This window comes from Acinetobacter sp. A1 (genome assembly GCF_012371315.1).
Taxonomy (GTDB): Bacteria; Pseudomonadota; Gammaproteobacteria; order Pseudomonadales; family Moraxellaceae; genus Acinetobacter.
Window position 1 is genome coordinate 1 of sequence record NZ_JAAZQY010000020.1, and the last position, 15,828, is coordinate 15,828.

A 15,828-nucleotide genomic window follows, 5' to 3' on the forward strand; every position below is an offset into this window, starting at 1 on the left:
TGTCCGCGAGTAGTGAAAATTAAAGCACAAAAATATCCAAGAAAATGCCAGTCAATTTCTTAACTGACTGGCATTACCCCGAAGGATGGTTTTTAGATTTGGGAATAATTAATTAGAAGCGGTAACCCATTTTTAAACCGTAGCCGATTGCGTGGTTATCTTCAAATTCACCAACATTTGGGTTAGCAACTGTTAAAGCGGTTGCATCGCCTAACCAGAAGTATTTAACACCACCCGCAATGAAATAGTTTGGCGCAGGTGAATATTGAACACCTAGACCTACGTTCCAATAGCCTTCAGTTGGACCAAGAGTAGTTACAGGGTTGTCGACACCAGAGTCCCAACCTACAGAGACATTACCTGCCCATTTATCGTTCAGTTTACGGCCAACACCAACAGTAGCTGACCATTGCTCTTCGTTATATTCAACAAGGTTGCCACCTTTTAAGCTTGCTAGCGTAGGTTTTAATTGAGCAGGTACGAGTGGTAAAGCAGATGCTTCTGCTAAACCATCTAAAGTTTCGCCAAAAGCAGGTGGGCGAATACTAAAGTCAGACCAATCAACCCAACGTACGTTAGCAAAAGCAACGGTATCTGCCATAATACCTGTTTGAAAATCTAAATTAACAGACTGTGGAGTTGTTACTTTGGTATTTCCTGTTGGTGTAAGAGGCATTGCTGGAGCAAGCACCGTTGTACCAAGGCCAATTTGAGGTGTTGCTTCTGTAGTTGCTAACTCGTGCTTAACTTCAGAGCGATAGGTCAAAGAAGCTTTAAGTGCAATTTCTGGAATTTGGAAAGCTAGACCTGCTAACCAACCAATTTCGCTGTCTTTTTTCATGGTTACATCGTAACCATGTAATAGACTATATGCTGCACCACGTAATGCAGCATTACCTTTAGCTGTTTGATAAACTGGACCCGCATAAATATTCCAGTTTTCAGTTGGTTGGAAACCAAATAAGAAGCTTAGATTTTCAGTTGTTACTTCAGCACGGGTACCGTCACTTCCTGTCGGATTAAATGCTGCTGATTGAGCGGTATATTCAGCTTCTGCACCGAATGGTTGATCGTAAATTACACCGAAAGAAAATTGATCGGTGACTTGTAGTTTTAAGGCAGCGTGAGGGAAGTAATAATCACTTGCCATATCACCTGTTGCGTGTGATGGAATTTGCTGCCCCATAAGAGTGGTCATAGCTGTAGTTTTACCAGATACATCTGGGTCTAATACAGAAATACCTGCTTCAAAGTAGTTACCCGGTTGTAAGAACGCAGCGATGGATTGACCAGAACGATCCATACCTGCAGCAAAAGCACCTGTCATTGGTACAGTTGCTAAAATGATTGCTGTGCTTAGTGCTTTTAATTTCATTATATATTTCCCTTGGGCTATAAAGTCTTTTATGACAGTTTTTGTTGATGCTTTAAGCTTTCATCTAGGATGATTTCGGCTTGTATTCACCGAGACCATTTGTTACTCCATGTGACAAAAATATCACAATTAAAATAAGAGTAAATGCTCTAGGAAAAACTAATTAGTTTAAAAATTAAGCCGAATAGAGTATTTGTTCTAATGTTTATGTTTTTTTAAAGCTTTAGTCTTTGAAATTAAAGCAATAAAATCAAAAAATGACCAACAATTCCAGTATTTTTGATTGGTTAAAAAAAATACTTTTTATTGTGAAAAAACATTGTTGCAATCAGTGTATTGCAACAAAAGACGGGGTTAACGTGTGGTTTTTCCAAGCTTTGCCAATAAAATAACAGGAATAAGACCAACCAATACAATCAACAAGGCGGCCACAGCACCATCTTCATAAGTTCCTCTAGAGGCCTCTGCATACAATTGGGTAGCGAGTGTTTCCATATTTAGAGGACGGAGCAATAAAGTTGCTGGCAGCTCTTTCATGCAGTCTACAAAAATTAATAAAGCTGCAGAAATAATGGCAGGACGCAATAATGGCAAGTGCACACGCCATAAAATCGCAAAGCTGTTTTGTCCTAAATTACGTGCAGCATCATCAAAAACACCATGAATACGGTTATAGCCTGACTCAATTCCACCTACTGAAATAGCTAAAAAACGCACAGCATAAGCATAAATAAGGGTAAAACTGGTGCCGAGGAATAATAAACCTGTGTGTATCCCTAATTTAAATTCTAAAAAGTCGGCAATGGTATGATCAATTTTACCCAAAGCCAACATGAGACCAATCGCTAAAACGGTTCCTGGAATGGCATAACCTAAGCTAGAAATGCGGCTAAACCAGTTGTGTTTGCTAAAACGTGCAGCACTGACGATAAAGAAGCCAATCAAAATGGTGACGATGGTGGCAATACTGGCAAGCGTCAGTGTGTTGATGGATGCTTGGATCAGATAATCTGAGAACCCTGCATATTGAATACGTTTATAGGATTGAACCAATAAATGACTGGTTGGAATTAAAAAGCCAATACAGACAGGAATTAAACCTAAACCCAATAATACAAGTGCTTTAGTACCTTTGACCGATTGTGCAGGCATTAAACGGCTGCGTTGAGCAGAGTTCATATAGCGCTGTTTACGTCGACCTAAACGCTCCACCAAAACCAATAAGGTGATGATCATCAACATGAAAATGGCAATTTGCGCTGCGCCAGCCAAGTCCGATTGATTGGTCCAGGTTGAATAAATCGACAAAGTTAAGGTTTTAATGCCTAAAAATTCTGTTGCACCAATATCATTAATGGTTTCCATTAAAACTAGACTAGTACCCACAGCAATCGCAGGACGTGCTAATGGAATCGCAACACGTAAAAACACTTGATCGGATTTTAATCCTAATGTACGTGCGACCTCAATTAGACTGGCTGATTGCATCAGAAACATTGCACGGGTGCTTAAATACACATACGGATACAGCACAAAGCTAAGCAAGAAGATGCCGCCCCAAACGCTACGAATATTAGGAAACCAAAACTGTTGTAATTCTAAATTAAACCAATCACGCAGAATGCTTTGCACAGGACCAATAGGATGCAAAATGTCGATATAACTATACGCAATAATATAAGTTGGTACAGCTAAAGGTAGCAGTAAGGCCCAATCTAAAAATGCACGACCTCGGAATTGATATGCTGTTACAATCCATGCGCTGCCTGTACCAATCAGGATGGTGAGAATTCCCACACCCAACAATAAAATCCCAGTTTCTGCCAACGTGTGTGGAATTACATAACGCAGCAGATGCCCCCAAATTTCACTATCACCTTGTAATGCTGTCCAAATTAAAGCGACCACAGGTAAACAGGCGAGTAGTGTCAATAACCCACTGAGCGAAAATAAAAAATTAAATTTATTTTTAAGCATTGCAATAGAGGCACTAAATAAGGGGGGAGGGAACAGTTGCGCATCTTACAATGCAAATCACTGCACTGTAAGATAAAAGCAGAAAATTTTAGCGGTTAAACTGGACTTTATCGACCAATAAGTTGGCGGCTTTACGGTGACGTGCAATATCGCTTAAACGAATTGAATCAATATTGAGTTTGCCAAAACTAGCGATAATTGGGTCAATTTTTACACCAGGTTTAACAGGGTATTCAAAGCCGTTTTGTGCGTAAATGGCTTGCGCATGATCTGAAGCTAAAAATTCAAGCAGTTGTACAGCTTCTTTACGGTTTGGCGCATGTTTAGAGACCACTGCACCCGATACGTTTACATGTGTTCCACCATTTTTAAAACGCGGTAACACGACATTAATCGCATTGCCCCAACGTTGTTGTTCGGCATCACCTGTACGCATTGTGCCTACATAATAAGTGTTGGCAACGCCAATATCACAAATTTTTCCTAAAATATCACGTGCCACATCACGGTCACCACCACTGGCTGGGCGAGCTAAATTAGCTTTTACACCACGCAACCAAGTTTCAGCTTGTTTTTCACCATGATGAGCGATATAAGCCGCAATCAAAGCAGTGTTATATGGATGGCTGCCTGAGCGAATACAGATTTTATTTTTCCATGTTGGATTAGCCAAATCTTCATAAGTGATGGCTTTTAAAGATGTACGGTCTTTAGAGGCATAGACTGCACGTGCACGCATCGACAAGGCATACCAATGTCCATTGGCTGCACGTAAGTTAGCAGGAATCGCACTATTTAATGTTTTAGAGCTAACTCGCTGGGTTAAGCCACCTTCTACCAAGTCCACTAAATTACCAAAATCTACGGTTAGCATGACATCGGCAGGTGAGCGACGACCTTCTGCTTTTACACGTTCCAATAAACCATCTTTAATAAAAACAGTATTTACTTTTACACCTGTTTTTTGCGTGAATTCAGTCAATAATGTTTGAATTAAAACAGGTTCACGTGTGGTGTATAAGTTTACTTCTGCTGCTTGCGCCACACTTGCACCAAACGCAAGTAGACCTGTAACAACCAGCGATAATTTAGACATTGGTTTCATACGGTATTCCTAATCGAAAATTTAAATGTGAATAGCAGCTAAAGCAGAATCTGGTGTGGTTGATGATTGCTCATCAGATGCCAAGAAAAAACAGCTGTTTAAATCTACAGAAACATAGACTTGTTCGGTATGCTGGAAATCTTGAAGATGATTAACTTGTGCCAAAAGTGTGAGCGCATGATCTTGTAGTTTTAGACGTAGTTGCTGCGCGTGTCCCATAAAGCTTGAAGACAGCACGCTTGCTGGTAATGCACCTTCACTAGGGGTTTTGCTGACACGAACTTGATGAGGGCGGAAGCAGCATTGCACTTGTTTTTGCGTAGATAAGTCTTGTGCTAAATCCTGCTGACCACGATCAACTTGACCAAAAATGGTGGAGATTGTTTGATTATTGACTTGTGCAGGAATTTCATTCAACGCAGAAAAATAGCGCGCTGCAAATAACGTTTTAGGTTGTAGGTAGAGTTGCTTAGGCGAGCCAATTTGAATGATTTGCCCTTGATGCATTAAGATAATTTGATCAGCAATTTGCAGCGCTTCTTCAGGGTCATGCGTGACAATGACCGTAGTGGTTGCCGTTTGTTTTAAAATTTGAATGGTACTTTGACGGATTTGATCACGCAGGCGATGATCCAAATTGGAAAAAGGTTCATCCATAAGTAAAACTGGCGGTTTAGGGGCTAATGCACGTGCCAAAGCTACTCGTTGTTGTTCACCGCCTGAAAGCGTGTAGGGATAGCTGTCTTGATGATGCAGCATCGACACGTGTTCTAAGGCTTGTTTGGCAATATCAGCACGTTGCGATTTAGGGAATTTCTTTAAGCCAAACATGACGTTTTCTAGCACGCTTAAATGTGGAAAAAGGGCGTAATCCTGAAAGACTAAACCAATGTTGCGGGATTCTGCAGGTATTTGTTGTTGTGCATCCCATAAAATATGCTGTTCGAGTTGAATAGAACCACTGCTTGGATTTTCCAAACCTGCAATTAAGCGCAGCATGGTGGTTTTGCCGCATCCTGAGTGTCCCAGCAAACAGACAATCTGCCCACTCATGGCAGACCATGTTGCATTTTGCACGGCAAAACGTGAACCAAACTTTTTACTCAGCTGTTGGATGGTCAATACATTGGCAGGTTGTGCAGCAAACGCATTCATGGATATTTCACACGACAAATTTTGTGCTCAAATAATAACTAAGAATTCTTCTCAAGTAGAGTCTTTTTATCATTTAGAATGTAAATGACCTTGGGGAGAGTATAAATTGGTTGAAATATCAAGAAAAACAGCAGTGTTTCATTGGTTTATATTCTGAACGAGAATCCTACAGCAGGATTAAAAATTTGAAGGTTTTATAACTACACTTTACTGAGAGTTGAACTTACATGCGGAAAGACAAAACCGAGCTATAAAAAAAGTTACTGCCGAAGCAGTAACTTTTTAAATGGGGCGATATAAATGCAATCCAAATTAAGGTTTTTTGGAATTAAGCACCTTAAACAGAATGAACATTAAAACAATCCAGACTGGAATCATAATGACTGATTCTTTGAAGCCTTGAGTCCACATAATGTATAGCACCACAGCAATGAAGGCCAACACCAGATAGTTACTGAATGGCGACCAAAGCGCAGGGAACTTGGTTGGAACAGCCAATTTTTTCAAAGTACTGCTGAATTTTAAGTGGGTTAAACTGATCATTGCCCAGTTTAGAACCAAAGCACCAACCACAATGTACATGAGGTGGCTTAGGGCTTCTTCTGGTACAAAGTAGTTCAATAATACACAGCCAAAAATCAACACTGCAGAGAATAGGACGGCTGGGATTGGCACACCTTGTTTATTCACTTTTAGGAAAATTTTTGGTGCGTTGCCTTGTTTGGCTAAACCGAACAACATACGGCTGTTGGCATACATCCCACTGTTATACACAGAAAGTGCAGCAGTCAGAATCACAAAATTCAGTAAGTGCGCAGCCCATTCAATCCCCATCTGACTAAAAATCATCACGAATGGGCTTTTATCTAAACCACCTAAATCGAGCTGATTCCAAGGCACTAAAGACAACAGAATAGTGAGCGAACCGACATAGAAAATCAGGATACGGAACACCACTTGGTTAATGGCTTTAGGAATTGTTTTTTCTGGGTCTTGCGCTTCGGCTGCTGCCATACCAATCAATTCAATGCCGCCAAAGGCAAACATCAGGAAAGCCAACATAAAGAATAACCCTTCAAAGCCATGCGGGAAGAAGCCGCCATGTGCCCAAAGGTTGCTGAAAGAAGCAGTGGAGGTCGCATCTGCAGAAAGTAATAGGTATAAACCAAATACAATCATCGAGACTACAGCCGCGACTTTAATAATCGCCAACCAGAATTCTGACTCACCGTAGAACTTCACATTGCCCAAGTTAATAATGGTAATCACAATGAAAAAGAACAGTGTTGATGTCCATGCAGGAATATGCGGCCACCAGTAGTTAATATATTTCGCGACTGCGGTGAGTTCTGCCATGGCCACCAAAATATACAGAATCCAGTAATTCCAGCCAGCTAAAAAGCCAGGGAACTTACCTGCATATTTATAGGCAAAGTGACTGAATGATCCTGCAACGGGCTCATGAACAATCATTTCCCCCAATTGGCGCATAATTAAAAATGCAATAAGACCACCAATGGCATAACCCAAAATAATAGATGGGCCAGCAGATTGGATGACCTGCGCGGAACCTAAGAATAAACCAGTACCAATTGCGCCACCCATGGCAATCAATTGAATATGGCGGTTCTTTAAGCCACGCTGAAGTTGTGAAGACTCGTTGTTCAAAGTATTCAGCCCGACAATGAAAAAGTGACAAGATTGTAATAGATCAAATTTCATTAGCCTAGTAGCTATACATTTATGAATTAAATTTATGCAAATTATAAAAATAAGTTTAGCTGGCTTTTATTTTAAAAATTAGCGTAATCAATATATTAATTTTATTTTTGTCTTATAAATCAAGATGACTGGCTAGGGTAAATTTTACCAAATGTTGTTTTTTTATACTTAAGTCAAGACCACGATACCTTTTGAATAAAAACCGTTATCATGCAAAAGGGTCTTTTTATATTGACCATAACAATCAAAAACAAGGGAATAAAATTCATGCGTTTTGCACCACAAGTTAAAATTCCAGCGACTTATATGCGCGGCGGTACCAGTAAAGGCGTATTTTTTAAACTTGATGATTTACCTGTAGCAGCACAGCAGCCAGGTAAAATTAGAGATCAAATTTTATTGCGCGTCATTGGCAGTCCAGACCCTTATGCCAAGCAAATTGATGGAATGGGCGGTGCAACTTCAAGCACCAGCAAAACGGTAATTCTGGCTAAAAGTACGCAGCCTGATCATGATGTCGATTATCTGTTTGGACAGGTTTCAATTGATCAGCCTTTTGTGGATTGGAGTGGTAACTGTGGCAACCTGACGGCTGCGGTAGGTGCATTCGCCATTAGTAATGGTTTGGTCGATGCCAGTAAAATTCCAGAAAATGGTGTGTGCACAGTACGTATTTGGCAAAAAAATATTGAAAAAACCATTATTGCACATGTACCGATAACCAACGGTCAGGTGCAGGAAACAGGTGATTTTGAGCTGGATGGCGTGACATTCCCAGCAGCAGAAGTACAAATTGAGTTTTTAGACCCTGCCGATGATGGTGACGAGGGTGGGGCAATGTTCCCGACAGGCAATGTCGTGGATACTTTAGATGTGCCAAATATTGGAACATTTCAAGCTACATTTATTAATGCGGGTATTCCAACAATTTTCCTGAATGCAGAAGATATTGGTTATACCGGCACAGAATTGCAAGATGCGATCAATGGTGATGCACAGGCATTGGCACGTTTTGAAACCATTCGTGCTTATGGCGCCAAACAAATGGGACTAATTCAGGAAATTGCCGAAGCTGAAAAGCGTCAGCATACCCCAAAAATTGCGTTTGTTTCTGCACCAAAAAGTTATGTTTCTTCAAGCGGAAAGCAAATTCAGGTAGCAGATACCGATCTATTGGTGCGTGCATTATCGATGGGTAAATTACACCATGCCATGATGGGCACGGCAGCTGTTGCAATTGGTACTGCTGCAGCCATTCCAGGAACTTTGGTGAACTTGGCAGCAGGCGGCGGAGAGCGTGAAGCGGTACGTTTTGGACATCCATCGGGTACGCTTCGTGTTGGTGCGCAAGCCGTGCAGGAAAATGGACAGTGGCAAGTGAAAAAAGCGGTAATGAGCCGTAGTGCACGTGTCTTGATGGAAGGTTGGGTGCGCGTACCTGCTGAAACTCTCGAATAAATTGGTCATGAACCTGACATTTTAAATTTAAGCAAAACTAGCCTCTATAATAATAGGGGCTTTTTTGTAGCTGAAATACTATATCGGTACAGTTAAGGCTTAAAAAAAATTGAATTATGGGTACAATGCTGCAACAGACAAGGCAGCTTACTGCTTATCAGACATGAACCAACAATTCGAGGCGAATGTGTCATCACTTCACGATTTACAGGCGCATGCATTAACCGCAGCCCAACAACGTATTCAGCAAGACTTGCTTACCGCTTTAGAGGCCTTTGCATTGCCAGAACCGTTAAAGTCCGCTGTGCATCATGCCGTCATGTTGGGTGGTAAGCGAGTGCGTCCTGCTTTGTGTTATGCCACAGCTGCGTTAAGACCTAATCAGAACTATGCAGCAGTACGCCGTGCTGCAGTTGCAATCGAGTTGATTCATTGTTATTCACTGGCGCATGACGATTTACCGTGTATGGATAATGACTTGTTGCGTCGTGGGCAGCCCACTTGTCATGCAGCTTATGGTGAAGATACTGCGTTGCTGGCAGGTGATATTTTACAATCGATGGCATTTGAAATTTTAGGCAGCCGTTTGTTTGATCAGTCTGCTGCGGTAGATCAAGGGATTGTACTCAAGCAGATGCAAATTTTAGCTACAGCATCATCAAAAATGGTGTGTGGTCAGGTTATGGATTTACAATCTGAAGGCAAACAAGTCGATCAGGCGACTTTGGAAAGTATCCATCGTAATAAAACAGGTGCCTTGATTTCTGCTGCAGTGATGATGGCTGCTGTGACCGTGTTTGATGGACGAGATAAAGCCATTCCACACCTGCGTGAATATGCACAAGCGATTGGTCTAGCCTTTCAGGTACAAGATGATATTTTGGATATTATTTCAGAGACTGAAGTGCTCGGTAAAACCGCAGGCAAAGATGAGCAGGTGGAAAAATCCACTTATCCTGCATTGATGGGGCTAGAGCAGGCACAAACTTACGCTCAACAGTTACATGATCAGGCTTTTGCTGCGTTGGCTTTTTTTGATACTGCTGCAGCAACAGAGCTACAGAAAATTTCAGAATTTTTACTGTCACGTAAAAGCTAATTGATGCTTTAGGTTTTACTGATACCTTTAAATATAGTGATTTTTAATTGAAGTAAATTGGCGGTGTGCCAAAAAAAATAAAAGCGAGCATTTGCTCGCTTTTTTATGTTGTTGCTTTGGAGTAAGTCTATTTTAAAATATTTACCGGTTTAAAATTTCACTCCTTTTTTTGCTTTTTATTCCTGAAGTGTTGCATCCGGAGCAAGAATTGTTTTGCCTTGCTTTAAGCTATCTAAAGCCTCTCGGTTAAAATCGACCAAAAGAGAGTTGTTTTGTGGATCAATCGCATAGCGACTAATCAATTTTTGATCACCCTGTAAAGTTTCTATTCGGTATTCATCTGCAATATTCATAATGCCGTCTAAATTAATGGTGGCAGAAGCCTTGTCTTGACGAAATAACTCATAAACATCGCGTAGGTCAAAAATTGCATTTTGTGCATCGGGATGCTTTTCAAAATAATTTTGTAAATGACGAATAAATAATTGCGCAAACATAAAGTAATTCGGTTTGTGGGTATAGTCTAAGCTCATGTGTTTACTCCTTATTATTCAAATTTTTAATGCTTCATAGGAATAACACACTCTAGGCTAAAAATTAAAGAAACTCTGGGCTGAAGTTGCAAAAACTACACAAAGAATTTGATGCTGTGCACTAAGCTGAAACCTAAATTTGCCATGATCTGTTTAGAAATTAAAAAACTTTGTAACGAACAGCGCAGTTGGTGTTTTGGAAAAAATAATCATAAATGGTTTATCTATTCATTAAAGCGATTAATAGCCCTACAGAGTAGTGGAATTCTAAAATATCAAGTATTTGAATAAAAAATCATCCGAAAGACTAAGACTTATGAACTAGCAAGTGAAATCATAAATCAGGTACAATTGGCGTGATTAATTTTGTGTTTGGTGTATTTGAAGGCCAATACATACATTCTTTGTTAATAAATAGGCCTGCCAGGAGTTATCCCCGCATGAGTGCCATTACTCCATACGAATGGGCAATTATTGCCTTCGTGATCGGCGTTACATTTTTATGCGTCTTTATGCTAACCGTTCCTTTACTCCTTGGGGGTAAATCATGGGGACGTGCGAAGCAAGAGCAGTTTGAGTCGGGTGTTGTTGGTGCTGGTGGAGCACGTATCCGCTTATCTGCCAAGTTCTATTTGGTTGCAATTTTCTTCGTTGTTTTCGACTTAGAAGCACTTTATCTATATGCATGGGCAGCATCTGTTCGTGAAGTAGGTTGGGTGGGCTTTGCAACTGCTGCTGTATTTATTTTAGTTTTACTCGTTGGCTTAATTTATGAATTATCAACCGGCGCACTGAACTGGGCACCATCTGATAAGCGTAAAGCAGCAGGGATTAAACCTAAAATTGGTTCGCCAAATATGGATCTTGCAGAAATCACACGCTTTAACTCAATTGAAGAATTGGTAACGGACCCTACCGGTCAAATTCCAGCTCAATCCTCTGGTCGTGTAAAAAAATCTGCGACTACCTCATCTGACAAGGAGTAACTCGGGATGAAATATACCTTAACCCGTGCGAATCCCGATGCTGATCAATATCCACTTCAAGAGCGCCAAATCGTAACTGATCCGCTTGAAGAAGAAGTGAATAAAAATGTGTTTATGACTCGTTTAGAGGACTTGGCACATACAGCAGTAAACTGGGGACGTAAGAACTCAGTTTGGCCGTTCAACTTTGGTACATCGTGCTGCTACGTAGAGTATGCAACGACCTTAACAGGCGTGCATGACTTGTCACGTTTTGGTGCTGAGGTTATTCGTGCTTCACCGCGTCAGGCAGACTTGATGATTGTTGCAGGTACGTGTTTCGTAAAAATGGCACCTGTAATTCAGCGTTTGTATGAGCAAATGCTTGAGCCTAAATGGGTTATCTCAATGGGCGCATGCGCAAACTCAGGTGGTATGTACGACATTTATTCAGTTGTACAAGGTGTGGATAAAATCATTCCTGTGGATGTGTACATTCCAGGTTGCCCACCACGTCCTGAAGCATTAATTCAAGCATTAATGTTATTACAAGACCAAATTCAATTAGAGCGTCGTCCGTTGTCTGCGGTGATTGGTGATGATCTTAAGCCAGTGTATAAGCCAAAGATGATGCCAGAACGTGACCGTAAGAATGCACAGCGTATTGCGGTGAAAAACTTACGCTCTATGGATGAAATTAAATAATTTAAACGTACAAATATTGATGCACCCGAGGGGTGTAGTTGTCGTTTAGGTTGACTGAATTTGTATTAAATAGGAAGCCAAGCCAATGGCTGAAACTGACATTGCTATGCCAGAATCAACAGCAGTTGATTCACGCCCAGCATTTGCAATTGTAGAAGAGCTCAAAACCAAATTTGGTGAGAACTTCTACGTGCAAACGACTTTTGAAGATTTTCCAACAGTCTGGGTTGAGCGCGCACGTGTACAAGAAGTTTTAATGTTCTTGCGTACAGTGTCACGTCCATACGTGATGTTGTTCGACTTGTCTGCGGTAGATGAGCGTTTACGTACTCACCGCGACGGTCTACCTGCGTCTGACTTTACAGTGTTCTATCACTTGTTATCGCTTGAGCGTAACACGGACATTCGTATTAAAGTTGCCTTGAATGAGAGTGATCTCAATATTCCTACAGCAACCAACATTTGGCCAAATGCCAACTGGTACGAACGTGAAGCTTACGATATGTTTGGTATCAACTTCGAAGGGCATCCAATGCTCCGTCGTATTTTGTTGCCAACATACTGGGAAGGTCACCCGTTACGTAAAGAGTATTCTGCACGTGCTACGGAATATACCCCGTACATGCAAAACCAAGCTAAACAAGACTTCGAGCAGGAACACCTACGCTTTGTGCCTGAAGATTGGGGCTTAAAGCGCGGTAATAAAGACGAAGACTTCATGTTCTTGAACTTGGGTCCTAACCACCCATCTGCACACGGTGCATTCCGTGTAATTTTGCAGTTGGATGGTGAAGAAGTGAAAGACTGTGTGCCAGATATCGGCTATCACCACCGTGGTGTGGAAAAAATGGCTGAACGTCAAACTTGGCATTCATTCATTCCTTACACCGACCGTGTGGACTACTTAGGTGGTTGTGCTCAAAACATGCCGTATGTGATGGGTGTGGAGCAACTGGCAGGTATTACTGTGCCAGACCGCGCACAATGTATTCGTGTCATGATGTCGGAATTATTCCGTATCAATAACCACTTATTGTTCATTGGTACTGCAATTCAGGATGCGGGCGGTATGACCCCTGTATTCTATATGTTCGCAGACCGTCAAAAAATCTACGATGCGATTGAAGCCATTACTGGTTACCGTATGCACCCAGCATGGTTCCGTATTGGTGGTACCGCACACGACCTACCAAACAACTGGCAGCACCTGATTCGTGAAATCTTGGAGTGGATGCCAAAACGTATGAATGAATACTACACTGCGGCATTACGCAACTCTGTATTCATGGGTCGTACGCAAGGCGTTGCACAGTATGATGCGAAATCTGCTTTGGCGTGGGGTGTAACAGGTACTGGTCTACGTGCAACAGGTATCGACTTTGACGTGCGTAAATACCGTCCATACAGTGGTTATGAAAACTATGACTTTGACGTGCCAGTAGAGTACGAAGGCGATGCTTACGCACGTGTATTGGTACACTTCCGTGAAATCGAAGAGTCATTGAAAATCATCAAACAATGTCTAGATAACATGCCTTCTGGTCCATATAAAGCGGATCATCCATTGGCTGTTCCACCACCAAAAGACAAGACATTACAAGATATTGAAACCTTGATTACGCACTTCTTAAGCGTGTCTTGGGGTCCTGTAATGCCTGCTGGTGAAGCATCTGTAATGGCAGAAGTGGTGAAAGGTGCATCTAACTATTACTTGACTTCAGATAAGTCGACGATGAGTTACCGTACCCGTATTCGTACACCAACTTTCACGCATTTACAGCAAATGCCTTCTGTGATTAACGGCAGTCTGGTATCTGACTTAATCATTTATTTAGCGACCATTGACGTCGTAATGGCAGACGTGGATCGCTAAGGGGTAAACGCATTATGATGATTTTGACTGATAAAAAGCCACGTGTGAATGTTGAAGGGATTTTAACTGCGGAAGAAATCCATGAAATTGAACATCACATTGGTCATTATCCGTACCCACGTGCAGCATCTTTAGATGCCTTGAAGTGTGTACAGCGCCGTAATGGCTGGGTAGATGACGCGCAGTTAAATGCAATTGCACAACTTCTCACCATCAGCGTTGCTGATTTAGAAGGTGTTGCAACATTCTATAACCGTATTTATCGCCAGCCTGTAGGTCGTCACGTGATTTTATTGTGTGACTCAATTGCATGCTTCTTGATGGGTGCAGAAACACTGGCAGAAGCATTCCAGCGTGAATTAGGCATTCAGTTTGGTCAAACGACTGCAGATGGTCGTTTCACGTTATTGCCAATTTGCTGTTTAGGAAATTGCGACAAGGGACCAACCTTGATGATTGATGAAGATACTCACGGTTTAGTTGAGGTGACATCGGTGCAACAGTTATTGGAGAAGTATGTATGAATACCGAACCAAGACCAATTTATGGTGACGGTAACCCAGAAACGCATCCATTAACTTGGCGTTTAAGCAAGCAAGAGCACGTGCGTAATGCAGATGATTACGAAGCGCTAGAAGGTTATGCGGGCTTTAAGAAAGCGATTTCTATGCCGCCTAAAGATGTGCTTGAAGTCATTAAAGCTGCGACAGTAAAAGGTCGTGGTGGTGCAGGCTTCCCAGCAGGGATCAAATGGTCACTGATGGCGCCAAACGACAATTCAGGTCCACGTTACCTGATTTGTAATGCCGATGAGATGGAGCCGGGTACTTTCAAAGACCGTTTGTTGATGGAAAAACTTCCTCACCAACTGATTGAAGGTATGTTGATTGCAGCTTATACGCTTGAAGCTACACACGGTTATATCTTTATTCGTGGCGAATACATCGAAGCTGCACAGCACTTAAATGAAGCAATTGAGCAAATTCGTGCCAAAGGTTATTTGGGCGAAAACATTTTAGGTACAGGTTGGGGCTTTGAGTTATACGTGCACACAGGCGCAGGTCGTTATATATGTGGTGAAGAAACTGCATTGATTAACTCGCTTGAAGGTCGTCGTGCAAACCCTCGTACTAAACCACCATTCCCGCAAGTTGCAGGGGCATGGGGTCGTCCAACGATTGTCAACAACGTAGAAACCTATAACAACTTACCTGCAATCATGTTACGTGGTGCAGAGTGGTATATCGGTTTATCTGCAGGCAAATCGAAAGATCCTGGCACAAAAATTTACGGTGCGTCAGGTAAGGTGAGATTCCCAGGTCTATGGGAACTGCCATTTGGTACGACTGCACGTGAAGTGATTGAAGACTATGCGGGTGGCATGCGTGATGGCTTGAAGCTAAAAGCATGGTTACCGGGTGGTGCATCTACTGACTTCTTGGCAGCAGAACACATTGACTTGCCAATGGATGCAGAGAGCATCATGAAAGCAGGTTCACGTTTAGGTACGTGTTTGCTCATGGTAGTCGATGAAACTCAATGTATGGTTTCTGCAACCCGTAACTTAGAAGAATTCTTTGCGCGCGAATCATGTGGTTTCTGTACGCCATGTCGTGATGGCTTACCGTGGGCTGTAAAAGCACTCAAAGCAATTGAAAATGGCGAAGGGAAAGAAGAAGACATTCAACATCTTCAAGAACTCACCAAAAAATTGTGGATTGGTAAGACCTTCTGTGCTCACGCACCAGGTGCGATGGAGCCATTAATGGGCGCACTCAAATATTTCCGTAGCGAGTTTGAAGCAAAAGTGGCAAATAGCCGTCCTGCTGCTCAAGCTAGCAACGTAGAACAAGCTTAAGGA

The 15,828-nt window shown here is 41.8% G+C and carries 13 protein-coding genes; 7 read left to right on the forward strand and 6 right to left on the reverse strand.

The window, feature by feature from the left end; genetic code table 11:
* Positions 1–112: 112 nt before the first annotated feature.
* The 5 genes from HHA41_RS08515 to HHA41_RS08535 form a co-directional block, all read right to left on the reverse strand.
* Positions 113–1,375 (reverse strand): outer membrane protein transport protein, encoded by a 1,263-nt coding sequence (locus HHA41_RS08515; protein WP_168461355.1) that lies wholly within the window; start codon positions 1,373–1,375, stop codon positions 113–115.
* A 354-nt stretch (positions 1,376–1,729) separates the two neighbouring features.
* Complete coding sequence (locus tag HHA41_RS08520) at positions 1,730–3,352, reverse strand: iron ABC transporter permease (protein ID WP_168461357.1); 1,623 nt, start codon at positions 3,350–3,352, stop codon at positions 1,730–1,732.
* A gap of 88 nt (positions 3,353–3,440) precedes the next feature.
* Positions 3,441–4,457, reverse strand: coding sequence for an extracellular solute-binding protein (locus HHA41_RS08525; protein WP_168461358.1), 1,017 nt, complete (start codon positions 4,455–4,457; stop codon positions 3,441–3,443).
* 21 nt (positions 4,458–4,478) lie between these two features.
* Positions 4,479–5,612 (reverse strand): ABC transporter ATP-binding protein, encoded by a 1,134-nt coding sequence (locus HHA41_RS08530; RefSeq protein WP_168461360.1) that lies wholly within the window; start codon positions 5,610–5,612, stop codon positions 4,479–4,481.
* 312 nt (positions 5,613–5,924) lie between these two features.
* The gene (locus HHA41_RS08535; RefSeq protein WP_171525287.1) at positions 5,925–7,280 is read right to left on the reverse strand and encodes an amino acid permease; all 1,356 of its coding nucleotides are present in this window, start codon (positions 7,278–7,280) and stop codon (positions 5,925–5,927) included.
* Positions 7,281–7,601: 321 nt separating this feature from the next.
* On the opposite strand from HHA41_RS08535, the gene prpF reads away from it, so the two are divergent.
* Both prpF and HHA41_RS08545 read left to right on the forward strand, forming a co-directional pair.
* Positions 7,602–8,792: a 2-methylaconitate cis-trans isomerase PrpF gene (prpF, locus tag HHA41_RS08540; RefSeq protein WP_168461363.1), complete on the forward strand. Its 1,191-nt coding sequence runs from the start codon at positions 7,602–7,604 to the stop codon at positions 8,790–8,792.
* Positions 8,793–8,979: 187 nt separating this feature from the next.
* The gene (locus HHA41_RS08545) at positions 8,980–9,891 is read left to right on the forward strand and encodes a farnesyl diphosphate synthase (protein ID WP_168461379.1); all 912 of its coding nucleotides are present in this window, start codon (positions 8,980–8,982) and stop codon (positions 9,889–9,891) included.
* A 176-nt stretch (positions 9,892–10,067) separates the two neighbouring features.
* On the opposite strand, the gene HHA41_RS08550 is transcribed toward HHA41_RS08545, so the two are convergent.
* On the reverse strand, positions 10,068–10,424 hold the full coding sequence (locus HHA41_RS08550; protein WP_154320444.1) for a hypothetical protein: 357 nt from the start codon (positions 10,422–10,424) through the stop codon (positions 10,068–10,070).
* A gap of 440 nt (positions 10,425–10,864) precedes the next feature.
* Here HHA41_RS08550 and ndhC point away from each other — a divergent pair, with 440 nt between their 5' ends.
* From ndhC to nuoF, 5 genes are all read left to right on the forward strand, one after another.
* Positions 10,865–11,410 (forward strand): NADH-quinone oxidoreductase subunit A, encoded by a 546-nt coding sequence (gene ndhC / locus HHA41_RS08555; protein WP_004975445.1) that lies wholly within the window; start codon positions 10,865–10,867, stop codon positions 11,408–11,410.
* A gap of 6 nt (positions 11,411–11,416) precedes the next feature.
* Positions 11,417–12,094 carry an NADH-quinone oxidoreductase subunit B gene (locus HHA41_RS08560; RefSeq protein ID WP_004975447.1) on the forward strand — a complete coding sequence of 226 codons (678 nt, stop codon included), beginning with the start codon at positions 11,417–11,419 and terminating at the stop codon, positions 12,092–12,094.
* Positions 12,095–12,179: 85 nt separating this feature from the next.
* Positions 12,180–13,967: an NADH-quinone oxidoreductase subunit C/D gene (gene nuoC, locus HHA41_RS08565; RefSeq protein WP_070155070.1), complete on the forward strand. Its 1,788-nt coding sequence runs from the start codon at positions 12,180–12,182 to the stop codon at positions 13,965–13,967.
* 14 nt (positions 13,968–13,981) lie between these two features.
* Positions 13,982–14,491, forward strand: coding sequence for an NADH-quinone oxidoreductase subunit NuoE (gene nuoE, locus HHA41_RS08570; protein ID WP_004975451.1), 510 nt, complete (start codon positions 13,982–13,984; stop codon positions 14,489–14,491).
* On the forward strand, positions 14,488–15,825 hold the full coding sequence (gene nuoF, locus HHA41_RS08575) for an NADH-quinone oxidoreductase subunit NuoF (RefSeq protein WP_168461365.1): 1,338 nt from the start codon (positions 14,488–14,490) through the stop codon (positions 15,823–15,825). Before nuoE ends, nuoF begins: the two co-directional genes overlap by 4 nt.
* The last annotated feature ends 3 nt before the right edge of the window (positions 15,826–15,828 follow it).

Coding starts and splice junctions, on each gene's coding strand:
- HHA41_RS08560 (WP_004975447.1), top strand. CDS start 11,417: ATGAAATATACCTTAACCCGTGCGAATCCCGATGCTGATCAATATCCA.
- HHA41_RS08515 (WP_168461355.1), bottom strand. CDS start 1,375: ATGAAATTAAAAGCACTAAGCACAGCAATCATTTTAGCAACTGTACCA.
- prpF (WP_168461363.1), top strand. CDS start 7,602: ATGCGTTTTGCACCACAAGTTAAAATTCCAGCGACTTATATGCGCGGC.
- HHA41_RS08520 (WP_168461357.1), bottom strand. CDS start 3,352: ATGCTTAAAAATAAATTTAATTTTTTATTTTCGCTCAGTGGGTTATTG.
- nuoC (WP_070155070.1), top strand. CDS start 12,180: ATGGCTGAAACTGACATTGCTATGCCAGAATCAACAGCAGTTGATTCA.
- HHA41_RS08525 (WP_168461358.1), bottom strand. CDS start 4,457: ATGAAACCAATGTCTAAATTATCGCTGGTTGTTACAGGTCTACTTGCG.
- nuoE (WP_004975451.1), top strand. CDS start 13,982: ATGATGATTTTGACTGATAAAAAGCCACGTGTGAATGTTGAAGGGATT.
- ndhC (WP_004975445.1), top strand. CDS start 10,865: ATGAGTGCCATTACTCCATACGAATGGGCAATTATTGCCTTCGTGATC.
- HHA41_RS08550 (WP_154320444.1), bottom strand. CDS start 10,424: ATGAGCTTAGACTATACCCACAAACCGAATTACTTTATGTTTGCGCAA.
- HHA41_RS08530 (WP_168461360.1), bottom strand. CDS start 5,612: ATGAATGCGTTTGCTGCACAACCTGCCAATGTATTGACCATCCAACAG.
- nuoF (WP_168461365.1), top strand. CDS start 14,488: ATGAATACCGAACCAAGACCAATTTATGGTGACGGTAACCCAGAAACG.